This window comes from Tenacibaculum haliotis, assembly GCF_025215075.1.
GTDB lineage: Bacteria > Bacteroidota > Bacteroidia > Flavobacteriales > Flavobacteriaceae > Polaribacter > Polaribacter haliotis_B.
The window spans coordinates 38,404-58,140 of the sequence record NZ_JAOBTH010000024.1 but is presented as its reverse complement, the minus strand read 5'-3'; the positions used below and the strand labels follow the sequence as shown (position 1 = coordinate 58,140).

Below are 19,737 nucleotides of genomic sequence, written 5' to 3'. Positions count from 1 at the left end.
TTTTTAAGCTAAAATTATGCTTTTTTTGTTTCAGCACAACATTCTTTCTTGCAATCTGTAGCACATGCTTTTTTCTCAGCCTCGCTTTTTTTACACGTTCCTTTTTTTGCGCATGCTTCTTTTTCAGCAGCTGTTTTTGCAGTACATTCTTTTTTAACGCAACATGCTTTTTTGCATCCCTCTTCACAAGTTTTTTTACTTGTTTCAGAAGCTTTATACATATCTCCACTACCAATTCCTTCAACAAAAGCAATTAAATCGGCTTTGTTTGTAACGTTTGCATCATATTTTACATTGGCAATACTGTCGTTAAAAACCACGTTAGCTTCTAATACTCCTTCTTTTTTAGATAAATCAGAAGCTATTTTTTTAGCACATCCTATTTCGCAGGTCATTCCAGAAATACTTAAAGAAAGTTCTTTTGTATTTGCTGCAACCTCAGTTTTTTCTTCTTTAGTAGCATCATTTTTCTTTGCTTCGGTTTTACATCCAACGGCTAAAAAACTAACAAGAGTTAAAGCGAATATTATTTTTTGAATTTTCATCATTTTAATTTATTGGGTTATTTAGCAAAGTTATTAATAATAATAATGTTTATAAAGTGAAATAAACGATTTTTGTGTTTAAATGGATTGAAAATGAGTAATCAACAACGAAAATGGTTTTACTTAACGGTGCTTTCGATAGTTTGGGGGAGTTCTTTTATCTTAATGAAAAAGGCTTTGATTGGTTTAACGCCAATTCAGGTAGGTGCGCTTAGAATATTAATAACCGCAGTTTTTTTATTATTGATTGGATTTAAAAGTATTTCTAAAATAAAAAAAGAACATATTAAATATATTGTGTGTACCGCTTTTTTAGGAACGTTTTTTCCTGTATTTTTATTTGTGTACGCAGTAAAAGGAATAGATAGCTCAATTTCTGCAATTTTAAATTCGTTAACACCTTTTAATACATTTATTTTTGGAGCTTTAGTATTTGGTTTTTCTTTTAAAAAGAAACAATTTATTGGAATTTTAGTTGGGTTGATAGGTACGCTTATTCTTATTTTAAAAGGATCTGAGTTAAATCCAAATCAAAATTATTGGTATGCTATTTTGGTAATAATTGCATCTGTAGGTTATGCTTTTAATGTAAATATTATAAAAAAATATTTATCTGATGTAGATGCTTTAGCAATTACAGCAGGGAATTTTTTAGTACTAATTATCCCTGCATTCATAGTGTTACTTTTTACCGATTTTTTTAGCACTTTTCAAACAAATACTCAAGTAATGAGTTCGTTAGGGTATATTACTGTTTTATCAATTGTAGGAACAGGAATTGCTAAGATTATTTTTTATGATATGGTTCATATTTCATCGCCAATTTTTGCATCATCAGTAACATATTTAATTCCGATTGTAGCCGTAATGTGGGGAATTATTGATGGAGAGAAATTAAGTTTGATACAGTTATTTGCTGGAGGAATTATTTTATTGGGAGTTTGGATTACAAATAGATCAAAATAAAAGAGAGCCAAAACTTTCGCTTTGGCTCTCTTAATTATTTTAAGGTTTTCTATTTACTGAAAATCAGCATCAGAAACACCTTCATTAATTTTTACTTCTTTAGTTTCAAAAGATAAATTCATTGGGCCCATTTTTTGTCCCATTTTATGTGGGAATTTAATTCCATTAACTTCTTTATAATCAGAAAAAGTGGTTGGTAGTTTCATTTCACCTTGTGGTCCTTTTACAGTTCTAACTTCTTTAGCTTTTAAACCCGTTTTGACATTATAAAAAATCTCCATTTTGTTATGTTTAATAACATAGAAGTTTTCACCATCAATTGGTTCTATTCTGTCTAATTTCCCTGCTTTATAAGCTGCATCTGCAAAAGGTGCATTTGCTGATTTAGCTGCTGCTAAATCATCTCCATCTAAATCTCTTCTTTGACCTTGTTGCTCAGCATAACCTGAAGTTCCGTCAAAAATTTGCTTACTTAACGTTTGTCCCATTCCTGTCACAACAACAGCCGTTTTATTTGGTGCTGCATGCTTTTGAGTCATTGTTAAATCAATTGCTTGAACTTTTCCAGTAGAAACGATCATTACAGATTTTACTGCTGCAACTTTTTCTTTACCTCCAATTGCAGTAAAATATTTGTCAACTACTGAAGAAGTTGTAATTCCAGCAGGAATAGGTAACGTCATTGCTGGCTTAGTAGTAGGATTTCCTTCGGTGTCGAAATAGTTGATTTTATAATCAGAATTTTTTTCTAAATTCTTTAAAACATCAATTCCTTTACCTGTAACCATAATTCTGGCTCTATCCCCTCTAAAATATTTAATAGCAGCATTTTGAACATCATTAATCGTTACTGAGTTGATGTTTTTAATATAGTTTGCGTAAAAATCTTGAGGCAAATTATATAAAGCAATATTTAGTGCATAGTTAGCAGCAGTTGCTGGCTTTTGAACATCCATTACAAAACCACCAATGTATTCTTCTTTGGCATCTTGTAATTCTTTTTCAGATACTTTTTGATAACGGATTTTGTTTATTTCCTTCTGTATTTCTACAACAGCACTATCTGTAACTACATTTCTTACGCCTGCATATGCTCTAAAAACTCCCGTAGTTCTGCTTTGACTTACTCTAGAATATGAACCATAAGTATATGCTTTGTCTTCACGTAGGTTTTGGAACAAACGTGCAGAACCACCACCACCAAGAATTTTATTAGCTAATAACGCAGCGTAATAATCTTTATCTCCTAAAGTTAAATCTATTGTATTTACAACAGCAACTTCAGATTGGTTTGCGTTTGGCATATTTACAAAGTTAATCTCTGTAGTAGCAACATTTTCTGGTTTAGGGAAATTAGCAGCAGGAATCGTTCCTTTTTTCCAATCAGAAAATAAGCTTTTTACTAATTTTTTAATTTCTGAAGGATTAATATCTCCAACAATAATTAAATAAGCATTGTTAGGTTTATAGTATGTGTTAAAGTTGTTTTTAACCGCATCTAAAGTAATATTGTTAACTGTTTTTTTACTAGTAAACTCTCCGTTAGGATGATTTTTACCGTATAACAATACGCTTTCAACTCTATTAGCGATAGCAGGAATATTTTTTTCTGCTGACTTTAAATTCTCTAAAGTAACTTTCTTTTCGGTATCAAATTCTTCTTGAGAAAATTGTGAATTTTTTACACCATCAGCCATTAAACCTAATACTTCAGGAAAGTATTTTTTTAATGATCTTGCAGAAGCACCAGTGCTAAAAAAACCAACATTTGCACCTAAAAAATCTACTTTTTCATTAAATTCATCTTTTGTAATATTAGCGGTTCCCCTACCTAATAAGCTTCCCATTATACTAGAAACACCGGCAATATTTCCTTCAGAATAAGGTTTGTTATCTATTCTTAATGTTGCAGCAACTCTTGGTAGTTTATGGTTTTCTACCATAATAACGGTCATTCCGTTATCTAAAGAGAACTTTTCTGCACTTCCTAATTTTACCACAGGATCTGGACCTGGGGTAGGCATTTTACTTCTGTCTATTTGCGCATTAACAGCAAAAGACATTGTTATAACTGCTATTATTGATAAAATTTTTGTCTTCATCTTTTTATATTATTTTTTCTTAGGTAAGTACTCTAAGATTAATCTCTGATTTTTATTTAGATATTTTCTAGCAACCTCTCTAATTTCTTCACGAGTAACAGATCTATAGATATCTATTTCTGAATTAATTAAATTGGTGTCTCCATACATTACATGGTATCTCGCTAAAGAGTTTGCGATACCTACAACGCTTGAATTAGAGTTCACATACCTGTTTTCAAATTGATTTTGTATTTTTTGAAATGCTTTTTCAGAAATTAAATCCTTTTGTATTTTTACAATTTCTTCATCAATTTCTTTCATCAATGCATCTAAAGTAACTTTACCTAAAGGAAGAGAGAAAAGCGCATACACTCCATAATCTTGTTGAGATATATTAACTGCCTGAACAGCTAATGCCATTTTCTTTTTATCAACCATTTTTTTATACAAAATAGAACTTTTTCCCTCACTTAAATAAGTAGAAATCATATCTAAAATTTTAGAGTCTCTAGTTTTAAAAGATGGAGTTCTATAAGCACCGATAATGGCAGGTATTTGAATGTTTTCATCATAAGCCTTTGCTCTAAATTCCTTAGTAATTGGTTCTTCTTTCGGAAAAGTTCTAACGACATCTGCTCCTCTTGGTATTGGTCCAAAATAATCTTTTATCATTTTTTTAGCTGAAGCAATATCAATATCACCAGCAACAACTAAAGTTGCGTTGTTTGGGACATAATATTTTTTATTAAAAGCTAAAAATTCTTCTAAAGTTGCAGCATCTAAGTGTTCCATATACCCAACATTCGGATCTTTATATGGGTGTACTTTAAATATATTTTTAGAAATTTCAGGTAAAAGATTAGAGTAAGGTCTTGTACGTTGTCTTTTCTCTTCTTTTACAACTTCATTTTGAGTATCTACCCCTTCTTTTTTAATAATAGGGTGTAATAAACGCTCAGATTCCATCCATAAACCTAATTCTAATTTATTAGAAGGAAATATTTCATAATAGTAAGTTCTGTCTTGAGACGTGTTTGCGTTATTTCTTCCTCCGTTAGAAGATACAATTTTAAACCAATCTCCTTTTTTAATGTTTTTTGTTCCTTCAAATAAAAGATGTTCAAAAAAGTGAGCAAATCCGGTTCTTTTTCTATCACCGTCTTTACCACCTACACCATACATAACAGAAGTAATTATGACAGGAGCAGATTTATCTTGATGCAATATTACATGCATACCATTGTCTAATTTGTACTCTTCAAATTCAACTTTTTGTGCATTAGCAGCAAAGCCAATAAACAAAGCAGTAGTAAGAGTTATAATACTTTTTTTCATTGATAAAATTTTAGTTTTAACTGATTTTGATCTATGGGACGTGAAATTAAGTTATTCGTTACAGTAATAAAGTAGAATAATTTGTTTTTTTTAAATTGAGTATTAATTTTCTGAATTAGAGCTTATTTGTCATGAAAAAACGTATATTTGCATCCGCATTTTCATTAGGAAAGTGTTAAACAAGTATAACGCAAAACAAAAAGTATGTACGCAATCGTAGAGATAGCAGGGCAGCAATTTAAAGTAGCAAAAGACCAAAAGGTATTCGTACACCGTTTACAAGACGCAGAAGGATCAGAAGTAATTTTTGATAATGTAATGCTAATTGAAGACAAAGGGAACGTAACTATTGGCGCCCCAGCTATAACAGGTGCAGGAGTAACTGCAAAGGTATTACGTCACTTAAAAGGTGATAAAGTAATCGTTTTCAAGAAGAAAAGAAGAAAAGGTTACAAGAAGAAAAACGGACACAGACAGTATTTAACTGAGATTCAAATCGAAGGTATTGCTGCATCTGGTGCTAAAAAAACAGTAACTAAAGCGGCAGCTCCTAAAGTAGAAGTGAAAGCGGAATCTAAGGACTTAAGTTCAATGACTGTTGCTGAATTAAAAGCTTTAGCTAAAGAATCAGGTATCACTGGATATACTTCTTTAAAGAAAGCTGAATTAATTGAAGCGTTAAGCAAATAATTAACTTTAAAAACTTAGAGAGATGGCTCATAAAAAAGGTGTCGGTAGTTCGAAGAATGGTAGAGAATCAGAATCGAAACGACTAGGAGTAAAGATTTTTGGAGGACAAGCTGCAATTGCAGGGAACATTATTGTTCGTCAAAGAGGAACAACTCACAACCCAGGTGAAAATGTTTACATGGGGAAAGATCATACTTTACATGCTAAAGTTGATGGTGTTGTAAAATTCCAAAAGAAAAGAAATAACAGATCATATGTTTCTATAACTCCTTTCGAGGCTTAAGAAATATTTTTGATTTAATAAATTAAAGCTCAAACAAATTATTGTTTGAGCTTTTTTTATGTTTTATAGTTAAGCTAATTGCAAAAAAAAACCACTACTTTTTTAAGTAGTGGTTTTTTTTCATTATTGATTAATCCCCCAATTAACCAATATGATTCCCCTTGTGTATTATAGTACAAATATGCAATGAAAATATATTTTACGAAACCAGATATGTGTGAATGGTATTAATTTGTGTGTAAAGTGACTGTAAAACTATTTTTTTTAAAAGAATATCTATTTGTAACTTGTTGATAATTAAAGGAGTTGTTATGTGTAGTTAAATAGTAATCGTTATATTTGGATACAAATCAAAACTTTATATTTATGAAATTTAATTTTTTAATTACAGCAATTGCTGGATTAGTTCCGTTAGTAGTAGGATTTATTTGGTATGGACCACTTTTTAAAAACGCATGGATGAAAGAAGTTGGCTTTACAGATGAGTCGATGAAAGGATCGAATATGGCATTGATTTTTGGATTATCATATGTGTTGAGTTTTTTAATGGCATTTGTTTTACAAACATTAGTAATTCATCAATGGGGAGTACAATCTACCTTAATGGGAGAGCCTGGCTTTGCAGAGCAAACAGGTGATGCATTTATTTACGTTCAGAAATTTATGGCTAATTATGGAGACCGATTTAGAACTTTTGGTCACGGTGCACTTCATGGTACTATGATAGGATTATTAATAGGATTACCAATTTTAGGAACCCAAGCATTATTTGAAAGAAAAAGCTTTAAATATGTGGCTATTAATGCAGGATATTGGGTAGTAACACTTGCGCTTATGGGAGGTGTTATTTGTCAATGGGCATAAATGGCGTAGAAATATGAATTAGTAAAAGCATCAATTTTTAAAATTGATGCTTTTTTATGTAACAAATACTTGATAAATGATACTAATTAAATAATCAATTAATAATTTAACCAAATGATTGCACACTTTTTAAAACTAGAATGGAAACAATATTTTCGTTCTTCATATTGGCAAAAAGGAATTGCTTTAAAAATAATAATGGGCTTTTTTGTTCTTTATATGGTAGCTGCCTTTTTAAGTATTGGAGTTGGAGGATATTTTATTTTAAAGAAATTATTTCCAGAACAAGATCCGTTACAAATTGTAAATTCAATGTTAGTTTTTGTTATTCTCGGAGATTTAGTTTTCCGCTACTTGATGCAAAAATTACCAGTAATGAATATTAAACCATTATTGATTCTTCCTATTAAAAAAGAGAAATTAGTACATTATGTTTTAGGGAAATCAGCCTTTTCAGGATTCAACTTCTTGTCATTGTTTTTTTACATTCCGTTTTCGGTTGTTTTAATAATGCAAGATTATAATACCATAGGAGTTTTAGGATGGTTAGTCGCTATGTTCTTTGTAATTCAAGCAATTAATTTTTTAAATTTTTTAATCAACAAAAACAATAAAGTATTTGCATTTATTGTTACGTTATTAGTAGGCTTAGCAACATTACAACAATTTACAAGTTTTGATGTATCTGTTTACAGTCAATTAATATTTGATGCAATTGTTGCGAATTCTATTTTAGTATTTGTTCCTATAATTATTGCAGCAGTGTTATATTATGTGAATTTTAAACTATTAAGATCTAGAGTATATTTAGATGATTTGGTTGCAATAAAAACCGAAGAAGCAAATACAGCAGATTTATCTTGGACAGAGAAATTAGGAGATATTTCGCCGTTTATAAAAAACGACATTCGATTAATTTGGAGAAACAAAAGAACAAAAACAGTCTTTTTAATGTCGTTCTTATTTCTTTTTTATGGATTGATTTTCTTTACGCAAAAAACATATCAAGACATGCCAGCCATGTTAATGTTTGCAGGCTTGTTTGTAACAGGTGGTTTTACATTAAATTACGGACAGTTCATTCCTGCTTGGGACAGTGCACATTATAAAATGTTAATGAGTCAGAGTTTTAGATACCGTAAATTCTTAGATTCTAAATGGTTTTTAATGGTTGCAATGACTACAATATTATACTTTTTAAGTTTTCCTTATTTATACTTCGGAACAAAAATATTTTTAATGATCACCGTGGGTGCTATTTTTAATATTGGTTTTAATTCATTGTTTTTGTTATACGCAGGATCTTTTAATAGAAAACGAATCGATTTAACTAAAGGAGGTTTTGGTAATACCCAAGGAACAAGTGCAACACAATTTCTTATTGTTATACCATTAATGTTATTGCCAATGGCTATATTTTGGATATTCAACAGTTTTGTTGGTTATAATTCTGGCTATATTTTAGTTGCTTTAATAGGAGTAGTCGGATTAGTATTTAAAAACTACTTTATGAATTTGATAGAAAAAAAATATATCAAAGACAAATACGCTATGATTAATGCTTTCGGAAAAGAAGCATAAATAAACCAAACCTTAAAGAAAACATTATGATTACAATAAATACAGTTTCAAAAAAATACGGACAAGCAGAAGTTTTAAATGTAGAACGAGTAGATATACCTCGCGGACAAAGCTTTGGTTTAGTAGGGAATAATGGTGCAGGAAAAACTACATTATTCAATATTTTGTTAGATTTAATTCGTCCAACAACTGGAGAAATTACAAACAACGATGTTGTTGTAAATAAAAGCGAAGATTGGAAAACTTTTACAGGATCATTTATAGATGAATCTTTTTTAATAGGATACTTAACTCCAGAAGAGTACTTCGATTTTATTGGTGATTTACGAGGAATGAATAAAGCAGATGTTGCTTCTTTTTTAGCTCCTTTTGATGAGTTTTTTAACGAAGAGATTTTAGGGAAGAAAAAATACTTACGAGATTTAAGTAAAGGAAATCAGAAAAAAGCAGGAATTGTAGCCGCTTTAATGGGAAATCCGCAGGTAATAATTTTAGATGAGCCTTTTGCTAATTTAGATCCAACAACTCAAATTAGATTAAAAAAAATCCTCAAAAACTTAACTGAAAACAAAGAAGTTACCGTATTGGTTTCTAGTCACGATTTAAGCCATGTAACAGATGTTTGTGAGCGAATAGTTGTTTTAGATAAAGGAAATGTGGTGAAAGATATTAATACCTCACCAGAAACTTTAAAAGAGCTAGAAGATTATTTTTCTGTATAGAAAATATTTATAGATTAGGAGCTAAACGAAGTGTAAAATACATTGTTTAGCTCCTTTTTTCTTTTTTAAATTTACACAAGGTGTGTAAAAATTATCTTTTTATTGTTATTTTTACGTTTTTACATGCAATAAACTTACAATTATAGTTGTTGTACAGTAAAAGTATAACTATATGAATAAACTTTCCAAATTATTAGTTTTCAGTCTGCTTTTAGCAATAATGTATTCGTGTAGTGCAAAAAAAGACGCTTTTTTAAATCGAAATTTTCACGCACTTACTACAAAATACAATGTGCTGTTTAATGGAGAGCAAGCCTATTTAAAAGGGTTACAAGAAATTGAAAGTAAGTATGAAGATAATTTTTGGAAACGCTTACAAATAGAACCAATTAGTTTTGATGAAAACAAAATAATAGTTCCTGTTTTACAACCTGGCACAGGCTTTAATGAAAATGAAGAAGAGGAGGTTGAAAACTTAACCTCATTTGATAAGGCAGAAGAAAAAGCAGTTAAAGCAATTCAGAAGCATTCAATGAATATAAACGGTTATGAAAAAAATCGTCAAATAGATGATGCTTATTTATTATTAGGTAAATCTAGATATTATACCCAGCGTTTTATACCTGCAATTGAAGCTTTTAACTACATTATTGTAAATTATCCGAATGCTAGTTTAATTAGCGAAACAAAAATTTGGAGAGCAAAAACAAATATCCGTTTAGACAATGAAAAACTAGCGATAGAATCTTTAAAATTCTTACTAGAACTTGAAGAAAATGAAGCCGAACTTCCTGATGAAATAAGAGAACAGGCACATACTGCAATGGCAATGGCGTATCAAAAAACAGATACCATTCAAAAAGTAATTGAACATTTAACAGCAGCCTCAAAAATATTTAAAAATAAAGAGCAAGCAGCTCGTAATATGTTTGTATTAGGGCAAATTTATAGTGAGTTAAATTATAGAGATTCAGCAAGAGTGGTGTTTAATAAATTAGCAGCAACAAAAAAAGCTCCGTATAAATATCGTATTCGAGCAAATATTGAAATGGCTAAGAATACTGAAAACGATTCAGCTTCAATAATTGTTTTAGCAAGGTTAAAAAAACTCATCAGAGATTCGGATAACCGTAAGTTTTTAAACGCACTTTATTATCAGGCTGGTGTTTTAGAAGTTGGTAGAAATAAAATAGCAAATGCAGTTAATTATTTTGAAAAATCAATAGCTGCAAAAACTAATAATAATTATCAGAAAACATATGCCTACGAAAGTTTAGGGAATATTGCATTTGATAAAGAAAACTACTTATTAGCAGGTTCGTACTACGATAGTGTTTTACAAGTTACATCAAAAGAGTTTGATCAAGAAAAAAGGATTAGAAGGATCCGAAGAAAAAATAAAGGATTAACAACGTTAAGAATACACGAAGCACTTGTTAAAAATAACGATAGTATTTTAAAGCTTGCTGCAATGACAAAAGATGAGCAAACTGCATTTTTTGAAAGCTATATTGAAAGAATTAAGGCTGAAGACGAGGCGAATAAGCAGCAATTATTAAATGCACAAAATTTCGGAAGTTCTTTTGGCGGCGGAGCATCTATAAATAATACGAATAATAAAGGCAAGTGGTATTTTTACAACACACAAGCTTTAGGTTTTGGAAAAGCAGATTTTCAAAGAGTTTGGGGTACACGTCCGCTAGAAGACAATTGGCGATTATCAGATAAATCAGCAAGTTTAATTAATGATGTTGTTGATAATACTACCGAACCTGTTGTGAATATACGATATGAGTTAGCTACTTATTTAGATGAAATTCCTACGGATAAAAAAGTAATAGCAAATTTAAAAGAAGCACGTAATAATGCTTTATATCAATTAGGTTTAATTTATAAAGAGCAATTTAAGAATACGACTCTTGCTGTTAAAAATTTAGAGCGCTTACAAAAAGAGAAAGTAAATAACGAATTAGAATTACCAATAAGCTATCATTTATATCAAATTTATACAAGTATAGGTAATCAAGAAAAGGCAAATTTATACAAAGATGTTATCTTAAATAAATACCCGAAAACTACGTTTGCTAAAATAATATTGCATCCGAATAAAAAGTTAATAGAAGATAAAGAGGAAGATATTGTATTAAATAAATACAAAGAAATTTACTATTTGTATAAGCAAAATAAGTTTGAAAACGTTGTAGGTCAGGTAGATAGTTTGTCGGTAGTAAATGCTAATTCGAAATTAATTCCTAAATTCGCACTCCTAAAAGCCTTGTCTTTAGGTAAATATAAAGATAAAGAAACGTATAAAAAAGCCTTAGAATTTGTAGCGGTTAGTTATGCTACAAAAGAGGAAGGTATAAAGGCAAAAGAAATATTAGATCAATTAAAAAAATAAAATAACATCCTAACTCCCCTAAATATGTTTAGTAAAGAAAGTAAAAAAACAAGCGATAACAAAGTGTCAGAAAGAAATATTGTAGGAAAAAACACACAGATAACTGGAGAAATTATCTCTGAAGGAGACTTTAGAATTGATGGAACTTTAGATGGAACAATTAAAACCAATGGTAGAGTTATTATTGGCGAATCTGGTTTTGTAAAAGGAAAAGTAGAGTGTACAAATGCCGATGTAGAAGGGAAATTTTCTGGAGAATTAATCGTTTCAAATACGTTAACAGTAAAAACATCAGCAAATATAAATGGAGATGTTGTTATTGGTAAACTTTCAGTAGAGCCAGGTGCGTCATTTAACGCAACTTGTGCTATGAAGGGTGCTGTAAAAGAATTAAATAAAGATGAGCAAAAACGTAAAGAAAAAACCGCTTAATAAATACATTCGGTTTACGAGTATTGCTTTTCAAATGGGTTTAACGATTTACTTAGGTAACTTACTAGGTAAATGGTTAGATACGCAATATATTAATGACGGAGAATTATACTCAAAAATATGTACGCTTGCAGCAGTTTTTTTAGCAATGTTCTCGGTGATACTTCAAGTTACAAAAATTTCAAAAAATAATGATTAAAAGAATTTTGTTTTTCCTTGCTGCTATTTTTATAGTATTTGCAGTAAGTTATTTTCCACACGATTATATTTTACAGTCTAAAGAAATTTATCTTTCTTATTCATTATTTTCAATCTACCTATTTCATGTAATAGCTGCAGTGATTGTTTATGCAATTGTAGAGTTAGTAGCCTGTAAATTAATAAACCAAGCTGGGTATGCGTATTTGGCCTCAGTGTTTTTAAAAATCGGATTTTTTGTCCTGATTTTTAAAGTTTCGGTTTTTGCAAATGAAGAACTTACAAAGCCAGAGAGGTTTTCGTTAGTGATTCCGTTGTTTATTTTTTTAATTTCAGAAGCGATTGCCGTTTCAAAACTGCTGAATAGCAAATAGTTTCGTGATTTTTTAAGGAAAACAATAAGACGAAAACACAATAGAAAAACTAAATAAAAAAACGGTTTGTAGTTTTAATTAAATGTGTACCTTTGCACGGAAATTTAGAGACCATAACCCATATTTATAAAGGTATGATGATAGCCAAAAATTCTATCAAATTTTTTACAGTTTTAGTATTAGTATTTACTTCATTTGGAGTGTTTGCTAGTGGTGACGATAAGCAATCTTCGGATAGCGATGGTGGAAAAGTAAACACCAAAGAAGAAATTAAAGACTATATTAAACATCACTTAGCAGATTCTCACGATTTCTCTTTGTTTTCGTATACAAACGATGCAGGAGAGAAAAATCATGTAGGTTTTCCGTTACCTGTAATTGTTTGGACAAGTAAAGGTTTAAAAACATTTATGTCTTCAAGCTTTCATCATAATGATGATGGTCATGTTATTGTTGATGCAGGTGGAGTTCAGTTAACAAAAATTCACAGTAAAATATACGAGTTAAACGAAGGAGCTACTAATGTTGCTTTTGATGAAGCTCATCATGCAACAAATGCACACACTGTTTTAGATTTTTCTATAACTAAGAGTGTATTTGGTATCTTATTAGCAGGTTTATTAATGGTTCTTGGTTTTCGTTCTTTAGCGAAAGGCTACAAGAAAGGAGCAATTCCTACAGGAGTTGGTCGTGTTTTAGAACCTTTAGTTATTTACGTAAGAGACGAGATTGCAAGACCAAATATTGGGGAGAAGAAATATAAGAGGTTTATGCCTTATTTATTAACGGTATTTTTCTTTATTTGGATATCAAATTTATTAGGGTTAACACCATTAGGTTTTAATGTAACAGGACAAATAGCAGTAACAGTATGTTTAGCGTTATTTACTTTAGTAGTTTATATCTCTAGCGGAACAAAAGATTTTTGGGCACATACATTATGGATGCCAGGTGTACCAAAATTATTAAGACCGGTATTAGCGGTTTTAGAATTAGCAGGTTTCTTGTTAATTAAACCATTCTCGTTATTAGTTCGTTTATTTGCTAACATTACAGCAGGTCACTCGGTAGTAATGGGTATTGCAGCACTTATGGTGTTGTTAAAAGCTGAATTCGGTACAGTAGGAGCAACGGGAATTTCATTCTTGTTAACATTATTCTTAACTGTTATTGAGTTATTAGTAGCTTTTTTACAAGCATTTATTTTTACAATGCTTTCTGCTTTATTTATTGGTATGGCAGTAGAAGAACATGACCACGCAGACGCGAGTCATTAAGAATTTTAATTTTTGTTTAATTTAATATAAATAGTATGTACAATTTAATTGGAGCAGGATTAATCGTAATCGGTGGAGGAATCGGATTAGGTCAAATTGGTGGAAAAGCAATGGAAGGAATTGCTCGTCAACCTGAGGCTGCTGGTAAAATTCAAACAGCGATGATCATTATCGGAGCATTATTAGAAGGATTAGCATTTGGTGCTTTACTTTTAGGAAAATAATTCCGACACTCAAAAAAACAAAAACACTTTCTGCAACGGTTGGTTGCAGAAGTGTTTTTACAATTAAACAACAAAAGACACTTTAAGTATTATGGATATTTTTAACGATTTTCCAATTGGATTATTTGCGATGCAAGCAGTAATCTTACTTGTTTTATTATTTTTACTAGCAAAATTTGCTTGGAAACCAATCTTAAGCTCTTTAGATGAAAGAGAAGAAGGTATTCAAAGTGCATTAGATCAAGCAGAAAATGCTCGTAAAGAAATGCAAAACTTACAAGCAGATAATGAAAAAATGATCAAAGAAGCACGTGCAGAAAGAGATGCAATGATGAAAGATGCTCGTGAGATTAAAGAAAACATTATCGCTGAAGCTAAAGAAGAAGCACAAGAGCAAACTTCTATTATGATAGAAAATGCAAAGGCTACTATAAAGCAAGAGCAACAAGCTGCAATCGCTGAATTAAAGAAGAATGTAGCAAACTTATCTATCGATATCGCTCAAGAATTAGTAAGAAAAGAATTAGCATCTTCAGACGAGCAATTAAAACTTGTTGATGGAATGTTAAAAGAGGTTACTTTAAACTAAGCAATCAATGAAAGGAGCAAGACCAGCATTACGTTACGCAAAAGCAATATTAAATCTTGCTAAAGAAACAAACAATGATTCTTTAGTAAACGATAACATGAAGTTTATCGCAGAAACTATTGCAGATAGTAGTGATTTAAAAAGAATGCTTAAAAGCCCTGTAGTTAAAGCTGCAGATAAACGTAAAGTTTTAGTAGCGCTTTTTGGTGATAAAGTAGATAATATCGTAAAAGGTTTATTTAACTTATTAGAAGAAAATAAACGTATGATCATGTTAGAGCCAATTGCAAAGCAATATGCTCTTATTTACGATTACGATAAAAGAATACAGGTTGCTAAAGTTACTACAGCAGTAGCGTTAACAAAAGAGTTAGAAGATAAAATACAAGCGAAGATTGTAGAAATTACAGGAAATAGCGCAGGTATAGAAAATATAGTAAATCCGAATATTATAGGAGGATTTATTTTACGTGTTGGAGATGTGCAGTATGATGCAAGTATTTCTAATCAATTCAATGAGTTAAGAAGAGAATTTGACAATAGTCATTATATTCCACAAATTTAATTTTACATCAAATTATAAAAGATGGCGGCAATTAAACCAGCTGAAGTTTCAGCAATTTTAAAGGAACAATTAACAAATTTCGAAGCGAAAGCAACGTTAAACGAAGTAGGTACTGTATTACAAGTAGGTGATGGTATTGCTCGTGTTTACGGTTTATCTAATGTAGAATACGGTGAATTAGTAGAATTCGAAAACGGATTAGAAGGTATCGTATTAAACTTAGAAGATGATAATGCAGGTGTTGTATTATTAGGTGCTTCAACAAGTGTAACTGAAGGTTCTACCGTAAAACGTACAGAACGTATTGCTTCTTTAAGAGCAGGTGAAGGTATTGTTGGTCGTGTTGTAAACACATTAGGTCAGCCTATTGATGGTAAAGGACCAATTGAAGGTACTACTTACGAAATGCCTTTAGAGCGTAGAGCTCCTGGTGTTATTTATCGTGAGCCAGTAACTGAACCAATGCAAACTGGTATTAAATCTATTGATGCAATGATTCCTGTAGGTCGTGGTCAGCGTGAGTTGATTATTGGTGACCGTCAAACTGGTAAATCTACCGTTGCAATTGATACCATTTTAAATCAAAAAGAATTTTATGATGCTGGGCAACCAGTATATTGTATATACGTAGCTATCGGTCAGAAAGCTTCAACAGTAGCAGCAATTGCTAACATGTTAGAAGATAAAGGCGCAATGGCTTATACTACAATCGTAGCAGCAAATGCATCAGATCCTGCAGCAATGCAAGTATATGCACCATTTGCTGGAGCTGCAATTGGAGAGTTTTTTAGAGATACAGGTAGACCTGCATTAATTGTATTTGATGATTTATCAAAGCAAGCAGTAGCATACCGTGAGATTTCTTTATTATTAAGAAGACCACCGGGACGTGAGGCATATCCTGGAGATGTATTTTACTTACACTCAAGATTATTAGAACGTGCTGCAAAATTAATCAATGATGATAAGATTGCTAGTGAAATGAACGATTTACCAGATTCTTTAAAAGGAATTGTAAAAGGTGGAGGTTCTTTAACTGCATTACCAATTATTGAAACACAAGCAGGAGACGTTTCAGCATATATTCCAACAAACGTAATTTCGATTACTGATGGACAAATTTTCTTAGATGGAGATTTATTTAACTCTGGTGTTCGTCCAGCAATTAACGTAGGTATTTCAGTATCTCGTGTTGGTGGTAACGCTCAGATTAAAGCAATGAAAAAAGTATCTGGTACGTTAAAATTAGATCAAGCTCAATATCGTGAATTAGAAGCATTCGCTAAGTTTGGTTCAGATTTAGATGCAGCTACTATGAATGTGATTTCTAAAGGACAACGTAATGTTGAAATTTTAAAGCAAGCACAAAACGATCCTTATACTGTTGAAGACCAAATTTCAATCATTTATGCAGGTTCTAAGAACTTGTTAAAAGATGTACCGGTTAACAAAGTAAAAGAATTTGAAAGAGATTATATCGAGTATTTAAATGCTAAGCATAGAGATACTTTAGATACTTTAAAAGCAGGTAAATTAACTGATGAAGTAATTGATACTTTAACAGCTGCTGCAAAAGAAGTTTCAGCAAAATTTTCAGCTTAATAAAAGACTTTAATAATAAGTATTGAGGAATAACTTCTCAATACTTATTATTTAATACTCAACACTATTCGTATGGCGAACTTAAAAGAAATACGTAACAGAATTACTTCTATTAAATCAACAATGCAGATTACCTCTGCCATGAAAATGGTATCGGCTGCAAAGTTAAAAAAAGCTCAAGATGCAATTACAGCAATGCGCCCGTATTCATCTAAGCTTACTGAATTATTACAAAGCTTAAGCGCTACTTTAGATAGTGATGCTAGTGGAGAATATTCAACCCAAAGAGAAGTAAAGAATGTATTACTAGTTGCAGTTACTTCAAACAGAGGTTTGTGTGGTGGTTTTAATTCTTCTATTGTTAAAGAAACAATTAAAACTATCGATAATAAATACAGTGGTGTAACTGTTGATTTATTAGCGATTGGTAAAAAAGGAAACGATATCTTATCGAAAGAACACAATGTTATTGAAAACAGAAGTGATATCTACGATGATTTAACATTTGATAACGTTGCAGAAATTGCTGAGAAATTAATGAGTTTATATGTAGCGGGTTCTTATGATAAAATAGAGCTAGTTTACAATCAATTTAAAAATGCAGCAACACAAATTCCTCAGGTGGAACAATTCTTACCAATTGAACCAGTAGAAAGTGATGAAGATGTAAATTTAGATTACGTTTTTGAACCTTCTAAAGAAGAAATTGTTTTAGAGTTGATTCCTAAATCATTAAAAACACAATTGTATAAAGCAATTCGTGATTCTTTCGCTTCAGAGCACGGTGCACGTATGACAGCAATGCATAAAGCAACTGATAATGCAACTGAATTACGTGATGAGTTATTATTAACATATAACAAAGCACGTCAGGCAGCAATTACTAATGAAATCCTTGAAATTGTTGGTGGAGCAGAAGCTTTAAATAATTAAGAATTATTATTTTATATATAAAAAAAGCGAATCGTAATTGATTCGCTTTTTTATTTTAATAAATTATCTATTTCGCTTTTTATTGATAAACTATCGATACCAATTTTTTCTTGTAATTCTGCTACCGTTGCGTGGTGAATAAACTCGTCAGGAATACCTAAAACCTTAATGGTTCCTTTATAATTTTTTTCTGAAGCGTATTCTAAAACAACTGTTCCAAATCCGCCCTTTACGGTTCCGTCTTCAATAGTTATAATCGCATCAAATTTATTAAAAACAGTATCTAGTAAATTAATGTCTAAAGGCTTTACAAATCGCATATCGTAATGCGCAACTGTAGTATGGTTTTTAAGCTGATAAATAGCCTCAGAAACGTTATTAGCAATAGTTCCTACAGAAAGTATAGCAAGCTTGTTTCCTTCTTTTAAACAACTTCCTTTTCCTATTTTTATTTTGCTAAATGGCAATTGCCATTTTTCTAATTTTCCAAAGCCTCTCGGATACCGAATTGCAATCGGATTTTCTAAGCTCAATTGTGCTGTGTATAAAATATTTCGCAATTCAATTTCGTTGCGAGGCGCGAATATTATTAAATTCGGAATACAACGTAAATATGCTAAATCGAAAACTCCGTGATGTGTTGCGCCATCTTCTCCTACCAAACCAGCTCTGTCTAAACAAAAAATTATCGGTAAATTTTGTAAGGCAACATCATGAATTATTTGATCGTAAGCACGCTGCAAAAAAGTAGAGTAAATATTACAAAACGGAACGATTCCTTGGGTTGCCATACCAGCTGCCAAAGTAACAGCATGTTGTTCGGCAATACCAACATCAAAAGTACGGTCTGGAAATTTTTCTAACATTAATTTTAAAGAACTTCCTGTTAACATTGCAGGTGTGATTCCTACAATTTTATCATTTTGTTGCGCTAATTCAACAATTGTTTTTCCGAATACATCTTGATATTTTGTAAACTTACTAGCTTCTTTTGGCAATACATCGCCAGAAATTTTATCAAATTTACCAGGAGCATGGTATTTTACTTGATCTTGTTCTGCTTGTTTTAAACCTTTTCCTTTGGTGGTAATTATGTGTAAAAATTTGGGTCCTTTAACCTGTTTTAATCGTTCTAACTCTGATAAAAGTGCTTCGAAATTATGACCATCTATTGGGCCAGAATAATCAAAGTTTAAGGCTTCAAAAATATTGTGTTGCTCAATATCAGATCTGGTTGCTTTAATTCTAGTTAAATAATCTTTTAAAGCTCCTACGGATGGATCGATTCCGATAGCATTGTCATTTAAAATAACCAATAAATTGGCATTCGTATCGCCAGCATGATTTAAAGCTTCAAAAGCCATTCCGCTTGCGATAGAAGCATCACCAATAACCGCAATATGATGTTTGTTATTACCTTGTAATTTAGAAGCAATGGCCATACCTAAAGCCGCAGAAATTGAGGTTGATGAGTGCCCAACACCAAAAGTGTCGTATTCGCTTTCGCTTCGTTTTGGAAATCCTGAAATTCCGCCTAACTGCCTGTTGGTATGAAAAATATCTTTACGGCCTGTTAAAATTTTATGCCCGTAGGCTTGATGTCCAACATCCCAAACTAATTGATCGTTTGGTGTATCAAACAAATAATGCAAGGCAATGGTAAGTTCTACCACGCCCAAACTTGCACCTAAATGACCTTCTTTTGTAGCAACTACATCAATAATAAATTCGCGCAATTCTTTAGCTAATTGCGAAAGTTGATTGGTGGTTAGTAGCCTAACATCCGAAGGAAAATTAATATTTTTTAACAGCTTTTTTGGCATAGCACAAATGTAATACCTTTTTAAATTCAAAACAGAACTAATACATTGTTAAAAGATTCAATTTTGTTACTTCGAGTAAATATTATGATTGAAATGAATAAAATTTGTATCGAGAAGTAAATTATGGAGAATTTTAACTAGTTCTCGATACAATTTTTCGTGCCTCAAAATCACTCGAACTAACAAAGCAATAGTTTTTTACATGACATCTGTAAAATTTAAAAAGATACTAAAACTTTGTTGTAGCTT

Annotated in this window: 20 protein-coding genes; 16 read left to right on the top strand and 4 right to left on the bottom strand. The window is 31.2% G+C overall.

Going from position 1 to position 19,737, the window contains the following annotated elements:
• Positions 1–14: 14 nt before the first annotated feature.
• Positions 15–545: a cation transporter gene (locus tag N2251_RS04520; RefSeq protein WP_260585521.1), complete on the bottom strand. Its 531-nt coding sequence runs from the start codon at positions 543–545 to the stop codon at positions 15–17.
• A gap of 93 nt (positions 546–638) precedes the next feature.
• On the opposite strand from N2251_RS04520, the gene N2251_RS04515 reads away from it, so the two are divergent.
• The gene (locus N2251_RS04515) at positions 639–1,511 is read left to right on the top strand and encodes a DMT family transporter (RefSeq protein ID WP_260585520.1); all 873 of its coding nucleotides are present in this window, start codon (positions 639–641) and stop codon (positions 1,509–1,511) included.
• A 53-nt stretch (positions 1,512–1,564) separates the two neighbouring features.
• Here N2251_RS04515 and N2251_RS04510 read toward each other — a convergent pair whose 3' ends face one another.
• Both N2251_RS04510 and N2251_RS04505 read right to left on the bottom strand, forming a co-directional pair.
• Positions 1,565–3,613 (bottom strand): M16 family metallopeptidase, encoded by a 2,049-nt coding sequence (locus tag N2251_RS04510; protein ID WP_260585519.1) that lies wholly within the window; start codon positions 3,611–3,613, stop codon positions 1,565–1,567.
• A gap of 9 nt (positions 3,614–3,622) precedes the next feature.
• Positions 3,623–4,930 (bottom strand): M16 family metallopeptidase, encoded by a 1,308-nt coding sequence (locus tag N2251_RS04505; RefSeq protein WP_260585518.1) that lies wholly within the window; start codon positions 4,928–4,930, stop codon positions 3,623–3,625.
• A gap of 204 nt (positions 4,931–5,134) precedes the next feature.
• On the opposite strand from N2251_RS04505, the gene rplU reads away from it, so the two are divergent.
• From rplU to atpG, 15 genes are all read left to right on the top strand, one after another.
• Positions 5,135–5,620, top strand: a complete 486-nt coding sequence (gene rplU, locus N2251_RS04500) for a 50S ribosomal protein L21 (RefSeq protein ID WP_260585517.1) — start codon at positions 5,135–5,137, stop codon at positions 5,618–5,620.
• 22 nt (positions 5,621–5,642) lie between these two features.
• Positions 5,643–5,903, top strand: a complete 261-nt coding sequence (gene rpmA / locus N2251_RS04495; protein WP_068702190.1) for a 50S ribosomal protein L27 — start codon at positions 5,643–5,645, stop codon at positions 5,901–5,903.
• Between the two features lie 366 nt (positions 5,904–6,269).
• The gene (locus tag N2251_RS04490; protein ID WP_260585516.1) at positions 6,270–6,767 is read left to right on the top strand and encodes a DUF1761 domain-containing protein; all 498 of its coding nucleotides are present in this window, start codon (positions 6,270–6,272) and stop codon (positions 6,765–6,767) included.
• Between the two features lie 114 nt (positions 6,768–6,881).
• A complete protein-coding gene (locus N2251_RS04485) occupies positions 6,882–8,348 on the top strand; it encodes a DUF5687 family protein (RefSeq protein ID WP_260585515.1) in 1,467 nt (488 codons plus the stop codon).
• Positions 8,349–8,374: 26 nt separating this feature from the next.
• Entirely contained in the window at positions 8,375–9,070 is a 696-nt protein-coding gene (locus N2251_RS04480) for an ABC transporter ATP-binding protein (RefSeq protein ID WP_260585514.1), read from the top strand.
• A 172-nt stretch (positions 9,071–9,242) separates the two neighbouring features.
• Positions 9,243–11,471 carry a type IX secretion system periplasmic lipoprotein PorW/SprE gene (gene porW, locus N2251_RS14060; protein ID WP_260585513.1) on the top strand — a complete coding sequence of 743 codons (2,229 nt, stop codon included), beginning with the start codon at positions 9,243–9,245 and terminating at the stop codon, positions 11,469–11,471.
• Positions 11,472–11,495: 24 nt separating this feature from the next.
• Positions 11,496–11,903, top strand: a complete 408-nt coding sequence (locus N2251_RS04470) for a bactofilin family protein (protein ID WP_260585512.1) — start codon at positions 11,496–11,498, stop codon at positions 11,901–11,903.
• Positions 11,872–12,102 carry an AtpZ/AtpI family protein gene (locus tag N2251_RS04465; protein WP_260585511.1) on the top strand — a complete coding sequence of 77 codons (231 nt, stop codon included), beginning with the start codon at positions 11,872–11,874 and terminating at the stop codon, positions 12,100–12,102. The genes N2251_RS04470 and N2251_RS04465 overlap by 32 nt, the downstream gene beginning before the upstream one ends.
• Complete coding sequence (locus N2251_RS04460) at positions 12,095–12,475, top strand: DUF6168 family protein (protein ID WP_260585510.1); 381 nt, start codon at positions 12,095–12,097, stop codon at positions 12,473–12,475. The genes N2251_RS04465 and N2251_RS04460 overlap by 8 nt, the downstream gene beginning before the upstream one ends.
• A gap of 134 nt (positions 12,476–12,609) precedes the next feature.
• Positions 12,610–13,752: a F0F1 ATP synthase subunit A gene (gene atpB, locus N2251_RS04455; RefSeq protein ID WP_260585658.1), complete on the top strand. Its 1,143-nt coding sequence runs from the start codon at positions 12,610–12,612 to the stop codon at positions 13,750–13,752.
• A gap of 35 nt (positions 13,753–13,787) precedes the next feature.
• The gene (gene atpE / locus N2251_RS04450) at positions 13,788–13,976 is read left to right on the top strand and encodes an ATP synthase F0 subunit C (RefSeq protein ID WP_053973883.1); all 189 of its coding nucleotides are present in this window, start codon (positions 13,788–13,790) and stop codon (positions 13,974–13,976) included.
• A gap of 91 nt (positions 13,977–14,067) precedes the next feature.
• Complete coding sequence (locus N2251_RS04445; protein ID WP_260585509.1) at positions 14,068–14,565, top strand: F0F1 ATP synthase subunit B; 498 nt, start codon at positions 14,068–14,070, stop codon at positions 14,563–14,565.
• A gap of 7 nt (positions 14,566–14,572) precedes the next feature.
• Positions 14,573–15,130 (top strand): ATP synthase F1 subunit delta, encoded by a 558-nt coding sequence (gene atpH / locus N2251_RS04440; RefSeq protein WP_260585508.1) that lies wholly within the window; start codon positions 14,573–14,575, stop codon positions 15,128–15,130.
• 21 nt (positions 15,131–15,151) lie between these two features.
• Complete coding sequence (gene atpA / locus N2251_RS04435; protein WP_260585507.1) at positions 15,152–16,732, top strand: F0F1 ATP synthase subunit alpha; 1,581 nt, start codon at positions 15,152–15,154, stop codon at positions 16,730–16,732.
• A gap of 72 nt (positions 16,733–16,804) precedes the next feature.
• Positions 16,805–17,665 carry an ATP synthase F1 subunit gamma gene (atpG, locus tag N2251_RS04430; RefSeq protein WP_260585506.1) on the top strand — a complete coding sequence of 287 codons (861 nt, stop codon included), beginning with the start codon at positions 16,805–16,807 and terminating at the stop codon, positions 17,663–17,665.
• A 50-nt stretch (positions 17,666–17,715) separates the two neighbouring features.
• On the opposite strand, the gene dxs is transcribed toward atpG, so the two are convergent.
• Positions 17,716–19,488: a 1-deoxy-D-xylulose-5-phosphate synthase gene (gene dxs / locus N2251_RS04425; RefSeq protein ID WP_260585505.1), complete on the bottom strand. Its 1,773-nt coding sequence runs from the start codon at positions 19,486–19,488 to the stop codon at positions 17,716–17,718.
• Between the last annotated feature and the right edge of the window lie 249 nt (positions 19,489–19,737).